The organism is Mesorhizobium sp. M7A.F.Ca.CA.001.08.2.1 (genome assembly GCF_003998455.1).
Taxonomy (GTDB): domain Bacteria; phylum Pseudomonadota; class Alphaproteobacteria; order Rhizobiales; family Rhizobiaceae; genus Mesorhizobium; species Mesorhizobium ciceri.
The window spans coordinates 1-12402 of the sequence record NZ_RZPW01000095.1 but is presented as its reverse complement, the minus strand read 5'-3'; the positions used below and the strand labels follow the sequence as shown (position 1 = coordinate 12402).

General features: G+C 63.3%; 11 protein-coding genes. 7 read left to right on the top strand and 4 right to left on the bottom strand.

Translation table 11 applies throughout. The annotated features are described in order from the left end of the window. Positions 1-94: 94 nt before the first annotated feature. A complete protein-coding gene (locus EN914_RS08575; RefSeq protein ID WP_024504999.1) occupies positions 95-1354 on the bottom strand; it encodes a ubiquinone biosynthesis hydroxylase in 1260 nt (419 codons plus the stop codon). A gap of 96 nt (positions 1355-1450) precedes the next feature. Between EN914_RS08575 and tesB the strand changes: the two genes are divergently transcribed. The 7 genes from tesB (at position 1451) to EN914_RS08540 (ending at position 9619) form a co-directional block, all read left to right on the top strand. After that, on the top strand, positions 1451-2326 hold the full coding sequence (tesB, locus tag EN914_RS08570; RefSeq protein WP_013528888.1) for an acyl-CoA thioesterase II: 876 nt from the start codon (positions 1451-1453) through the stop codon (positions 2324-2326). Between the two features lie 217 nt (positions 2327-2543). Next, on the top strand, positions 2544-2882 hold the full coding sequence (locus tag EN914_RS08565) for a P-II family nitrogen regulator (RefSeq protein ID WP_013528889.1): 339 nt from the start codon (positions 2544-2546) through the stop codon (positions 2880-2882). A gap of 31 nt (positions 2883-2913) precedes the next feature. Next, positions 2914-4269, top strand: a complete 1356-nt coding sequence (locus tag EN914_RS08560; protein WP_013528890.1) for an ammonium transporter — start codon at positions 2914-2916, stop codon at positions 4267-4269. A gap of 325 nt (positions 4270-4594) precedes the next feature. Beyond that, positions 4595-4870 (top strand): hypothetical protein, encoded by a 276-nt coding sequence (locus tag EN914_RS08555; RefSeq protein ID WP_013528891.1) that lies wholly within the window; start codon positions 4595-4597, stop codon positions 4868-4870. A 259-nt stretch (positions 4871-5129) separates the two neighbouring features. After that, on the top strand, positions 5130-7805 hold the full coding sequence (locus EN914_RS08550) for a DNA translocase FtsK (RefSeq protein WP_013528892.1): 2676 nt from the start codon (positions 5130-5132) through the stop codon (positions 7803-7805). A 151-nt stretch (positions 7806-7956) separates the two neighbouring features. Continuing rightward, positions 7957-8640 carry an outer-membrane lipoprotein carrier protein LolA gene (locus EN914_RS08545; protein WP_024505000.1) on the top strand — a complete coding sequence of 228 codons (684 nt, stop codon included), beginning with the start codon at positions 7957-7959 and terminating at the stop codon, positions 8638-8640. Positions 8641-8812: 172 nt separating this feature from the next. Beyond that, entirely contained in the window at positions 8813-9619 is an 807-nt protein-coding gene (locus EN914_RS08540; protein WP_013528894.1) for an exodeoxyribonuclease III, read from the top strand. A 28-nt stretch (positions 9620-9647) separates the two neighbouring features. Here the strand turns inward: EN914_RS08540 and EN914_RS08535 are convergent, their stop codons facing one another. The 3 genes from EN914_RS08535 to EN914_RS08525 form a co-directional block, all read right to left on the bottom strand. Beyond that, complete coding sequence (locus EN914_RS08535) at positions 9648-10322, bottom strand: hypothetical protein (protein ID WP_024505001.1); 675 nt, start codon at positions 10320-10322, stop codon at positions 9648-9650. A gap of 288 nt (positions 10323-10610) precedes the next feature. Next, complete coding sequence (locus EN914_RS08530; RefSeq protein ID WP_164752839.1) at positions 10611-11666, bottom strand: glycosyltransferase family 9 protein; 1056 nt, start codon at positions 11664-11666, stop codon at positions 10611-10613. Positions 11667-11880: 214 nt separating this feature from the next. After that, positions 11881-12336, bottom strand: a complete 456-nt coding sequence (locus tag EN914_RS08525) for a Crp/Fnr family transcriptional regulator (RefSeq protein WP_013528897.1) — start codon at positions 12334-12336, stop codon at positions 11881-11883. Between the last annotated feature and the right edge of the window lie 66 nt (positions 12337-12402).

The window sequence follows — 12402 nt, the reverse complement described above, 5'->3', positions numbered from 1 at the left end:
GCCCAGGGCGGCGAGAAACGCCTCGAAATATCCGACCAGAGGATATTGCGGCTGCGGCAGAAGCTGGGTTTCGAGGTCAACTGAGCGATAGCGCTCAGATCGCCTCGCCCTTCAACAATCGCGGCGTGCTGGTGGACAACCCCGACGCCTGCCGGATAAAAAAATCCTTCAGGCGCGGCATGCGTTCGACAAGGCCGAGGCCGATGTCGCGGACGGTTCGCAGCGGGCCGATATCGTTGGAAAACAGCCGGTTCAGCGCGTCCGTGGTGATGCCCATCTGCACCGTGTCGAAGCGGCGCCACTGCTGGTAGCGTTCGAGGACGTCGAGCGCGCCGATGTCCTGGCCGAGCCGGTCGGCCTCGACGATCACCTCGGCAAGGGCCGCGACATCCTTGAAGCCGAGATTGAGGCCCTGGCCGGCGATCGGGTGGATGCCGTGGGCGGCATCGCCGGCGAGTGCGATGCGGGGCGCGACGAAGGCACGCGCAATGGTCAAGCCGAGCGGCCAGGCGCGCGGCGCATCAGTAACGCGGATCTCGCCAAGTTTCAGGCCAAAACGCTGCTCGAGTTCGTGTTCGAACAGGAGATCGTCACCGGCCACCAGCTTCTCGGCATCGGGCGTACGCTCGACCCAGACGATCGACGAGCGGTTGGTGCCGTCCTCACCGGGTTTGAGCGGCAATGTGGCGAAAGGCCCGGCCGGCAGGAAATGCTCTTCGGCGCGACCATTGTGCGGGCGTTCATGCGCTACCGTGCAGACGATGCCGGACTGGCCATATTCCCACTTCACCGTCTTGATGCCGGCCATGTCGCGCAGCTTCGAGTTGACGCCGTCGGCGGCGACCAGCAGCCGCGCCTTCAGCGCCGCGCCGTCGGCGAGATGCACGGTGATGCCACTGCCGTTGGTCTCGAAGCCCTGCACCGCGACGCCTTCGATGATATCGATGCCGAGCCTTTCGGCGCTGGCCCGCAAGGCGCCGTTCAGCACCTTGTTGGCGACCATATGCGCAAAGGGCTCGCCCGGCGCCACTTCGCCGCCGAAGGTCAGGAAGACCGGACGCACCGGATCGGCGGTGCGCGAATCGGTGATGATCATCTCAGTGATCGCCTGCGCCTGGGGTGCGATCTCGGCCCACACGCCGAGCTGGTCGAGCATGCGGCAGGCGGCAGCGGCAATGGCCGAGGCGCGGCCATCCCTTTGCCAGGCGCCAGCAGGTGCCGCATCGACGAGAGCGATGGCGAGGCCCGGTCGCGCCTGTTTCAGCGATACGGCGGCGGCCAGGCCGACATAGCCGGCGCCGGCGACCAGGACATCGAGCCCGGATCTGTTTTTCGTGTCCGCCTTGCGTTCCATCATCTTCGCTCCTGCGCCGGCCGGGTCTTGCGCCCTTGACTGCCTGTCCGTCCTGTCGGAAACCGCCATAACACTTCTGCGGCGAGGGCGCGAAATATGACGGCAGCCATGGACGAGCTTCTCGGCATTCTCGACCTCGAGAAGCTGGAACACAATCTGTATCGTGGTCGCAGCCCGCTGCTCGACTGGCAGCGCGTGTTCGGCGGCCAGACCATCGCCCAGGCGCTGGTGGCGGCGCAGCGGACAGTGGATCCCGATCGGTACGTGCATTCGCTGCACGGCTATTTCATGCGGCCCGGCGACACCAAGGTGCCGATCGTCTACGAGGTCGACCGCATTCGCGACGGCGGCTCCTTCACCACGCGGCGCGTGGTGGCGGTCCAGCACGGCCAGGCGATCTTTTCGCTCGAAGCCTCGTTCCAGCAGGATGAGGTCGGCCTGGAGCACCAGGTGCCGATGCCGCAGGACGTTCCGGGGCCGGACACATTGCTGTCGCAACGCGAATTGCTGGGCAAATTCGGCGAGGCGGTGCCCGATGGGATCAAACGCTACTGGGAGCGCGACCGGCCGATCGAGATGAAGCCGGTGATGCTGAAGCATTACACCAGCCGCGAAAAGCTGGAGCCAAAGCAGAACATCTGGATCCGCACCACCGGTCCGGTGCCGGCGGACCGCGCCATCCAGGCAGCGGTGCTCGCCTATCTCTCCGACATGACGCTGCTCGACACATCGACCTTCGCGCATGGCCGCGCCATTTTCGATCGCGATATCCAGGCGGCGAGCCTCGACCACGCCATGTGGTTCCACCGCAGCCATGCGCTCGACGACTGGATGCTCTACACGCAGGACAGCCCGTCGACGCAGGGCTCGCGCGGCTTTACACGCGGCTCGCTGTTTGCCCGCGACGGTACGCTGATTGCCTCGGTTGCGCAGGAAGGGCTGATCCGGCTCAAGCGGTCGCCTGCAGAGTAGGCATTTTTCAGAATTTGCCTAATTTTTAAGCAGACGTATCGCCGCAGCTGTGGGCAGGTTGCGTCGGCGCACTCCCTAATCTCTTTGTTTACAGTGGGTTAACACCCTGCTTCGGCACTTGGCACGGAGCTTGAATCCTTGTGGGCACTCTCCGGCTCTTTGGGATCGGTGAAGGTGTGCAAACGCGGGGGACCGCAACAGCAAAGGGTGAAACCTTATGAAAATCGTGATGGCAATCATCAAGCCGTTCAAGCTCGACGAGGTGCGCGAAGCGCTCACCGCCGTCGGCATCCAGGGCCTGACCGTCACCGAAGTCAAAGGCTACGGGCGTCAGAAAGGGCATACGGAGATCTATCGCGGGGCGGAATACGCGGTCAGCTTCCTGCCGAAGATCAAGATCGAAGTCGCGGTCAGTGCCGACATGGTCGACAAGGCCGTCGAAGCCATCACCGCAGCCGCCAAGACCGGCCAGATCGGCGACGGCAAGATCTTCGTTTTCGGCATCGATCAGGCGGTGCGCATCCGCACCGGCGAAACAGACACCGACGCGCTCTGAGCGGCGATCACGTATTCCAATGGAGAGTTCAATGAATATTCCTTCCACCTTGAAGACGACGGGACGAGCTGCCCTTTTGGGTTCGCTTGCTCTCGCAGCATTGGGCACGGTCGCCGCCTTCGCACAGGAAGCGGCACCGGCCGCAGCCGCGGCCGCGCCGGCTGCTGCCCCGACCCCGGTGCTCGACACCGGCAACACCGCCTGGATGCTGACCTCGACGGCGCTGGTGCTGATGATGACCATTCCGGGCCTGGCGCTGTTCTACGGCGGCATGGTGCGCAAGAAGAACGTGCTCGCCACCGTCATGCAGAGCTTCGCCATCACCTGCCTGGTGACGGTGCTGTGGTTCATGTTCGGCTATTCGCTGGCCTTCTCGGACGGCGGCGGCGTGAACAGCTATATCGGCGGCACCTCGAAGTTCTTCCATCACGGCATCACCACGGCCTCGCTGTGGCTGCCGGGCGTCGCCAACATTCCTGAATTCGTGTTCTCGATGTTCCAGATGACATTCGCCATCATCACGCCGGCGCTCATTGCCGGCGCCTTCGCCGAACGCATGAAGTTCTCGGCGCTGCTGATCTTCATGGCGTTGTGGCTGCTGGTCGTCTACGTGCCGATCGCGCATTGGGTCTGGGGTGGCGGCTTCCTCGGATCGGCGGGCGTGCTCGACTTTGCCGGCGGTACGGTCGTTCACATCAATGCCGGTGTCGCCGGTCTGGTCTGTGCGCTGGTTCTCGGCAAGCGCGAAGGCTATGGCACCACCAACATGGCGCCGCATAACCTGGTCTATTCGGTGATCGGCGCTTCGCTGCTGTGGGTTGGCTGGTTCGGCTTCAACGCCGGTTCGGAACTGGCAGCCGACGGTCTTGCCGGCGCTGCCATGCTCAACACCCAGGTTGCCACCGCGGCGGCGGCACTGGCCTGGATGTTCGCCGAATGGATCGTCGCCAAGAAGCCTTCCGTGCTCGGCATCATCTCGGGTGCGGTTGCCGGCCTGGTCGCGGTGACGCCGGCTTCCGGCTTCGTCAACCCGACCGGTGCCTTCATCGTCGGCATCGTCGCAGGCGTCGTCTGCTACCTCTCGGCGGTCAAGGTCAAGCACATGTTCGGCTATGACGACTCGCTCGACGCCTTCGGCGTGCATGGCGTCGGCGGTGTGGTCGGCGCTCTGCTCACCGGCGTGCTCGCCGACCCGGCGATCAACAGCCTCGGCGCAGGTGCTTCGCTCGGCAAGCAGATCTACGGCGTTGCCGTCACCATCGTGTGGACCGGCATTGCCACCTTCGTGCTCCTCTACATCGTCAAGGCGCTTGTCGGCCTGCGCCCGACGACCCAGGAAGAGGTCGAAGGCCTCGACATCTCCCAGCATGGCGAAGTGGTGCCGTAAGGCCAGCTTAGCCAAGGGGCCGGCGGAACCCTCCTCCCGCCGGCCCCATATCTCCACGCAATTCCGAATGGAAAGCGCTGCACAGTTCTCCTGGAATTGCTTTGAAAGATCCCGTCGTGACGCTCCCGAAAGGAGTTCACGCATTGAGGCCCGGATCGCATCCGGGCCTCTTTTTTTGGCAAGCCATTCCGGCAATGCCCGGCTTCACGCAATCACGTTCGCGTGATCATGTTTTTTGAGGAAACAACGACCGCTCTGGTTCCGAACCGTGGGGACGATCGTCGTTCTGACGCTCGTGCCAAACAACAGGGAAGGAAACCATCTCATGAACCTCAAGAACATCTGTCTCGGAGCGCTTGCTCTTTCCATGATCGGCGGCGTGGCGTTTGCCGGTGCTCTGGACGAGCCCGACAACATGGCGCCGTTCTTCACGGATTCCGGCATGAAAACCATGAAGCCGATGGCGGACTTCAAGACAGCTTTCATGGCCATGCCGATGGAAAAGCAGGAAGCGATGAAGAAGGAATGCCAGGATGCGGCGATGAGCAAGCCGCATGCGGAATTCTGCGCCAATGTGCAGGCGCTCGGCGGCGCCAACTGATTTGCCGCGATCGGGCCGAGACCCGATCTCTGTTCAGACGACCAATGGCGGGCCGGCAGCCCGCCATTGTTTCGTTCGATGGAGCTCCATCGGTCCGTCGTCCAACATTGCCTCATACGCCTCAACCGGCGGTAATGAGGTTTGAGCGTCTCAACCTCTTATAGTTAATGCGCCCTTAACCTTCCCACCGATAGTCTGAGACCCGAATCTGCCGGAGTGCGCCACGCACCCGGCGAGTCCACGACAGACGGGGAAGAGCATGCGTTCAGGGGCTTCAGCACCGCTCGCGCTGGCCGATACGGGGCACGGCATCCAGGCGTTCGCGCGGCGTCAGGTGGGGCGGCTGGTTGGCGTCGGCCTGTTCGCGCTGGCCGCCTTTGGCGTTGCCAGCCTTGCCACCTGGAATGTCGCCGATCCGAGTTTTTCCCACGCGACGAACAACACCGTCACCAACGCCATGGGCTATGCGGGTGCCGTGTTCTCCGACCTCGCCATGCAGTTCTTCGGCCTCGCCGCCGTCGCCGCCCTGGTTCCGACGGTCATCTGGGGCTTCCTGCTGTTTTCCGCGCGCGGCGTCGACAGGCTGCCCAAGCGCGGGTTGTCCTGGTTCGGCTTCGCGCTGCTGGCCGCTGCGATGGTCGGCTGCGTGGTGCCGCCCAAGACCTGGCCGCTGCCCACCGGCCTCGGCGGCGTGTTCGGCGACATGGTGCTGAAGATCCCCGGTGTCGTCATCGGCGGCTATCCGACCGGGCTGATCGCCAGCATCATCGCCATCCTGCTTTCGGCGCCCGCACTGTGGCTCTTTGCCCATGGCTCGGCGCTGATCGGACGCAAGAACGGCTTTGCGGTGATGGAGGACGAGCCCGCCGTCGATCCGCGCGAGGACGACCTTTTGTTCGACAATGACGAGGACGAAGGCGACGAGGGCATCCTGGCGCTCGGCGCCATCACCCATTGGTGGCTGTCGCTGCGCGCGTGGATGCACCGCCGCGCCGTGCGCCGCAGGCAAGAGCGGGACGAGTACGAGCCGGAGATGGAGCAGCGCTCCACCGCCTGGCGCCGCGCCGCCGAACGGGTCGAATCGGCCGAGTTCGCCGAGCAGCGGATGAGCCAGGATGGCCGCGCCCGCGTCGAGCCGGAATTCTTCGCCGCCATGGTCAATGACCGCAGCGCCTCGCTCGACCCCGACGATGCCGATATCTTCGACGACCGCTTCGACAATGCGGGCGAGGATGCCGATTTCGACGATGAGCCTGTCGTGCAACGCCGCGGCGCGCCGACCGCCAAGGTACAGCCGTTCCGTTCCGATGCCGCCACGCGCGTCGAGGCGCCGGCGGCGCGCCCCGTGCCAGGCGCCCGTGTGCAGCGCGAGGCGCAGACATCGCTGATCGGCTCTGAAAAATTTGAAATGCCGTCGCTGCACTTCCTCTCCGAGCCGAAGAACGTGGTGCGCGACGCCAGCCTGTCCAAGGACGCGCTGGAACAGAATGCTCGCCTGCTCGAAGGCGTGCTGGAGGATTTCGGCGTCAAGGGCGAGATCATCGCCGTCCGTCCGGGTCCGGTCGTCACGCTCTATGAGCTCGAACCGGCGCCCGGCATCAAATCGTCGCGCGTCATCGGCCTGTCCGACGACATCGCCCGCTCGATGAGCGCCATCGCCTGCCGCGTCGCGGTGGTGCCCGGCCGCAACGCCATCGGCATCGAACTGCCGAACGCCAAGCGCGAAACCGTCTATCTCAGGGAGATCCTGGCCAGCCGCGATTTCGAGACGACGAAGGCCAAGCTGGCACTGGCGCTGGGCAAGACCATCAATGGCGAGGCGGTCATCGTCGACATCGCCAAGATGCCGCACGTGCTGGTCGCCGGCACCACCGGCTCGGGCAAGTCGGTCGCCATCAACACCATGATCCTGTCGCTGCTCTACCGGCTGACGCCGCAGGATTGCCGGCTGATCATGATCGATCCGAAGATGCTGGAACTCTCGGTCTATGACGGCATCCCGCATCTGCTGACGCCCGTCGTCACCGATCCGAAGAAGGCGGTGGTGGCGCTGAAATGGACCGTGCGCGAGATGGAGGACCGCTACCGCAAGATGTCCAAGGTCGGCGTGCGCAACATCGACGGCTTCAACGCCCGCGTCAGCCAGGCGGACAAGAAGGGTGAGAAGATCTCGCGCACCGTTCAGACCGGCTTCGACCGCCAGACCGGCGAGGCGATCTACGAGACCGAGAACCTCGATCTCGAGCCGATGCCCTATATCGTCGTCATCATCGACGAGATGGCCGACCTGATGATGGTCGCCGGCAAGGACATCGAAGGTGCCGTGCAGCGCCTGGCTCAGATGGCGCGCGCCGCCGGCATCCATGTCATCATGGCAACGCAGCGGCCGTCGGTCGACGTCATCACCGGCACCATCAAGGCCAATTTCCCGACCCGCATCTCCTTCCAGGTGACGTCGAAGATCGACAGCCGCACCATTCTGGGCGAGCAGGGCGCCGAGCAGCTGCTCGGCATGGGCGACATGCTCTACATGGCCGGCGGCGGCCGTATCCAGCGCGTGCACGGCCCGTTCGTCGCCGATGAAGAGGTCGAGAAGATCGTCGCGCATCTGAAGCTGCAGGGCGTGCCGGAGTATCTCGACGCCATCACCGAGGATGATGGCGAGGATGACGACGAGCCGTCAGGCAAGGGTGGAGCGAGCGGCGGTGGCGGCAACAGCAATTTCGAGGATTCCGACGATCCTTACGATCAGGCGGTCTCCGTGGTGCTGCGCGATGGCAAGGCCTCGACCAGCTATATCCAGCGCCGGCTGGGCATCGGCTACAACCGCGCTGCCTCGATCATCGAGAAGATGGAGAAGGAAGGTATCGTCGGCCCGGCCAACCATGCCGGCAAGCGCGAGATCCTGGTGCCGACCGAAGAGGACAAGTTCTGACCAGAAAGCCTGACCCTTGCGACATCCCTGTCCGGCAACCTTGAACCTTTCAAGGCGTTGAAGCGACCAAGGGACGCCCGACCCGCCAAATTTCAGCCCAACTGGGGGTCCAAGCACAGAACAACTCAGGAATCAGACGAGAGTGACCGATATGAAAAACGATCTTTCAGCGCTCAGCACATTTGCTCCCTCCCGGCGTCAGTTGCTGGGCCTCGGCCTGGCGTTTGCAGGGGCGGCAGCCTTCAACGCGGTGCCCGGCTTCCAGGTGCTGGCCTCGGCGCAGGCGGCTGTGCCGGCCGCTGCGCAGAAGATCGCCGACCACTTTTCCTCGGTCAAATCGATGAGCGGCGAATTCGTGCAGTTCGGCCCCAAGGGCGAGCAGACCGGCGGCAAGTTCTTCCTCGAACGGCCGGGCAAGATCCGCTTCAACTACGACGGCTCTTCGAACTTCCGGGTGATTTCAGACGGCCAGTCGGTGGTCATCCTGAACAAGAGGCTCAACACGTCCGATCTCTATCCGCTGTCGAAGACACCCTTGAAGCTGCTGCTCGACAACAGGATCGACCTCTCCGGCGACCGCGTCAAAAGCGTCAAGCAGGAGGACGACCTCACAACCATCCAGCTCGCCGACAAATCGGTGTTCGGCAATTCGAAGATCACCATGATGTTCGATCCGAAAACCTTCGACTTGCGGCAGTGGACGATCACCGACGCGCAGGGCAAGGATACGACGGTGATGATCTTCAACACCAAGGAAGGCGTCAGCTTCGCGCCGGATACTTTCGCCATCGACTACACGGCGAACCGCGAGCTCAACACCAACAAGGCGCGCTAGCTTCAAACGCTCCAATAGCTGTGGAAAGCACCGGGCCGCGCCTCGTCGAGCGTTGCCCGGCTTGTCTTTGCGGCTTGCGGCTGGCAATTTCCCGGACCGACTCCGTCAAAAGGCGTCTTCCCCGCCGGGACCCCTCGGTTCTGGCCGGTTGCACGCTGTCCTGGATTGCCAAATGCCCTTCTCCATCGCCACCTGGAACATCAACTCCGTTCGCCTTCGCATGCCGATCGTCGAGCGCCTGCTCGTCGAGCATGCGCCCGACGTGCTGTGCCTGCAGGAAACCAAGGTTCCCGACGAACTGTTCCCCGAGAAGGCTTTCCGCAAGCTCGGCTACGAGCACATCGCCTTCCATGGCCAGAAGGGCTACCACGGCGTAGCAACCGTGGCGCGGCGGCCGATCGAATTGGTCGAAAAGCGACGCTTTTGCGAAATCGAGGACAGCCGGCACCTCTCGGTGACGGTGCGGGCCGGCGGCAAGGCGATCCTGCTGCATAATTTCTACGTCCCGGCGGGCGGCGACGAACCGGATCCCGTCATCAACAGGAAGTTCAAGCACAAGCTCGATTTCGTTGCCGAGATGAATGCCATCCGGGCAGAACATGACGAGGTGTCCGGCTCGGTGCTGGTCGGCGACCTCAACATCGCCCCGCTCGAACATGACGTCTGGTCGCACAAGCAATTGCTCAACGTGGTCAGCCACACGCCGGTCGAGACGGAAAATTTCGAGGCGATGCGTCGCGCCGGCAACTGGGTCGACCTGATGCGGCTCAACGTGCCGGATGAGCAGAAGCTCTACACCTGGTGGAGCTATCGCGCGCAGGATTGGGAGCTGTCCAATCGCGGCCGCCGCCTCGACCACGTCTGGTCGTCGCCGAACCTTGTGCCCAGCTTTTCCGGCTACGAGATCCTGCGTCTGGCGCGCGGCTGGGAGCGCCCGTCGGACCATGTGCCTGTCATCGCGCGGTTCGATCTGGACTAGTCTGGTCGAAAATGCCCGCGTGCGGCAGTCAGTCTGTAGAGTTGGGACCGGCTGGATCCACCCACGGACGGCCCAATCGTGTCACCATCGCCGCGTACCCAACGGCACCTGCCGCCCAAAGGAAGATGCCAAGCTCTTTGACGACGTCCTCGGCGATGGCGGCCGCAGAACCGGGGGTAGGAAACAGCTCTCCGAGCTGGTCGATCGATGCTGACATCGCCAGCAGGAAGCCTGCGGCCACAAAGATGATCGTGCCGTCGAATGTTTTTCGTCGCAGCCGAAAGAACCAGAACAACCCGGCGCCGGCGTAGGCAATCATCGGAACGATCTCTGGTATCCCAACAATGGGCAGCACGTCCTCATGGATCAACAACAGGTCATCGAGGCCCAAGAGGAGGGTAAGGCCGCCGAGAAACGTGCAATCCCATCGGCGCGTGAGCAGGCCAGCAAACAGGGTCGCGGCGCCGGAGCCGATCCATAGCGAAGCACCCAGGGACGAAATCCACCCCGTATAGAAACCGACTCCGGCGGCTGCAGACGGATCTCGATAAAAGATCCACGCGTCCAGACCACGAATTTGCGCGACGAACAGCGCGGCCAAGAGCATCGCAACGTTAATCGCCGCCGCCGCCACCACGACCAAGCGCCAGGCTATTGTCCATTCGCCGCCATGCTTTGTGTTCGGCGCGCTGTTCTCTGGCATTTGCTATTCTCATAGAGGACTGAGAGGAACTCCATTGGAATCAAAGATCAAGAAGTGCTGACCTATGCCTAATCCAGTGCGATGGCTGCCAGCTCTGCCGCGCCGAGAACTCCGCCTGCATTGTGCCGGTGGTCAGCATCGAACGGTTGCAGCGCTTCGCTCCACCGAACCATTGTACCATGGCGCCGATGTTCAGGGGAGGCCGGCCTGCAAATGCCCGACCTGAATCCCAGCACGCTTCGAAGCGCGTCCAAATAAATTCGAACTCAAACGGCGCGCTTCACGTCTTCACGCATGTCGTTGCCCCAGGGCTGCTGCGCTGACAGGCTTATCCGGCAGATGGGGATGGTCGCGGCGGCGTGTCGCCAGCATCCGTTGCGCCGCTTCGATGAGTGTCGGCGCCGGGACATCGGCGACCAGGCCGGTCGGGCTGGCATGGCGGGTCGCGATCACGTCCACGCAGTTCGAAAGCGGCTTCCAACGGGTCATGTTGGCGCCGCCATTGAGGATAACCATAGGCGTCATCACCGTTGCCATGAGATGTGCGGTACCGCCTTCGGCACCGATGTAGAGATCGGCAAACTCGCCGAGCGCCAGCAAGATGTCACCGATATCGACACCTCCGATCGCGGCGGAATCGACAAGCCGCAGCTTCGGCACGCGCTGAGCCAGCTCAGCCATATCGGGACCGTCGCCGGGGGTTTTCACATAGAGAAGGTTCGCCCCGTCGGCGATCAGGCTGTCGGCGATTGCGGCAACCTGATCCGCCGACATGCGCTTGCTGGCGCTGCCATGCGCCGCGATAATGATCATCGGAGCATGCTTGCCGTCCGCAAGGCTCCTGGCCGCCGCTCGTGCGGCCGGGCTAGGCTCCAGCCGATGATCGAAAGGCAGCCGCTTGCCGGCAAGGCGTTCGATGAGGCGATGGTAGCGCCAGGCATTGTGCCCGGGTCGTGCTTCAGGCCTGTGACCCAGGCGCCAGGAAAGGGCGAAAGCCGGAAAGTTTGCCTCATAGGCAATGCCGCGGCCGAGCAGTGATGCCGAGGCTTGAAGCAGCCAACGCGCCGAGATGCGGAAATCGACGACGGCCAATCGCTCCTTGCCCTTGCGGTGATCGGCGACCAGGCGCGCCAGCGGCGTCCGCACATTGATCGCATCGACCAAATGGCGGGCATGGCGATTGAGGCTATGTTCAAGGGACGACGACCGGGTGGTTCCGTAGACGATGAAACTATCGGGGAATGCCGTTCTGGCGGCGCGCAATGCCGGAATCCGGATCAGTCCGTCGCCGAACGCGTCATTGCGGGAATACAAGATAATGGTCTCGTACCGCCCTGATGGCATGGCTCGCTCCCCCCAGGAGCCTGGTGGTGATGGCGCCTGCTGCGCCGGCCGCCTTCGAGGTGCTTTAGGATTTCACCTCTTGCCTGTCAACGGAGCCTTGCCGCTGGATCCGGGCGTCCGGATGGCCGCAGTGCGCCACGACCAGCTCATCGCTGTCGTTGAAAACGCTTCTGCCTTCGGCCGCGAGGCCAGCAGCTTCGTGGGTACGCTAGATCTAGCCGGAGAAGCGCGGCGCCAGTTCCTCGATGCGGCGGATCATCGCCTGAAATTCCTCCGAGATGCGCTGGTGCAGCTTGACCGCGATCTCGGGATATTCCTCCAGGATGCGGCGGAACATCTTGCGGCTGAGGCGCATCACTTCCGAATCGATCTCGGCCGAGGCGCTGGTCAACCGGTTGGTGTCGGCGATCAATGCCAGTTCGCTCAGGATCGTGCCGGGGTCTGCCGTGCCAATCGGGATGCGTTCACCATTCTGCTCCCGGTAGAGCACGATGCGCCCGCTGACAACGATATAGGCGGAATCGGCCTCGTCGTCCTCGCGATAAAGCTTGTGGTTGGCAATCAGCCTGGTGTTCTCGGCGCCAAAGGCGAGCAGGCGCAGTTGTTCCTGCGTGAAGCCCTCGAAGAGCCTCACGGCGGACAGAACGCGGATGTCGTCATCCAGCGCCATCTAGCTATGTCCCCGAACCGACAGTCCGACTCCTCCTCTGCGAGTTCGATCCAAACCACCCTCCAA

Coding starts and splice junctions, on each gene's coding strand:
- EN914_RS08575 (WP_024504999.1), bottom strand. CDS start 1,354: ATGGAACGCAAGGCGGACACGAAAAACAGATCCGGGCTCGATGTCCTG.
- tesB (WP_013528888.1), top strand. CDS start 1,451: ATGACGGCAGCCATGGACGAGCTTCTCGGCATTCTCGACCTCGAGAAG.
- EN914_RS08565 (WP_013528889.1), top strand. CDS start 2,544: ATGAAAATCGTGATGGCAATCATCAAGCCGTTCAAGCTCGACGAGGTG.
- EN914_RS08560 (WP_013528890.1), top strand. CDS start 2,914: ATGAATATTCCTTCCACCTTGAAGACGACGGGACGAGCTGCCCTTTTG.
- EN914_RS08555 (WP_013528891.1), top strand. CDS start 4,595: ATGAACCTCAAGAACATCTGTCTCGGAGCGCTTGCTCTTTCCATGATC.
- EN914_RS08550 (WP_013528892.1), top strand. CDS start 5,130: ATGCGTTCAGGGGCTTCAGCACCGCTCGCGCTGGCCGATACGGGGCAC.
- EN914_RS08545 (WP_024505000.1), top strand. CDS start 7,957: ATGAAAAACGATCTTTCAGCGCTCAGCACATTTGCTCCCTCCCGGCGT.
- EN914_RS08540 (WP_013528894.1), top strand. CDS start 8,813: ATGCCCTTCTCCATCGCCACCTGGAACATCAACTCCGTTCGCCTTCGC.
- EN914_RS08535 (WP_024505001.1), bottom strand. CDS start 10,322: ATGCCAGAGAACAGCGCGCCGAACACAAAGCATGGCGGCGAATGGACA.
- EN914_RS08530 (WP_164752839.1), bottom strand. CDS start 11,666: ATGCCATCAGGGCGGTACGAGACCATTATCTTGTATTCCCGCAATGAC.
- EN914_RS08525 (WP_013528897.1), bottom strand. CDS start 12,336: ATGGCGCTGGATGACGACATCCGCGTTCTGTCCGCCGTGAGGCTCTTC.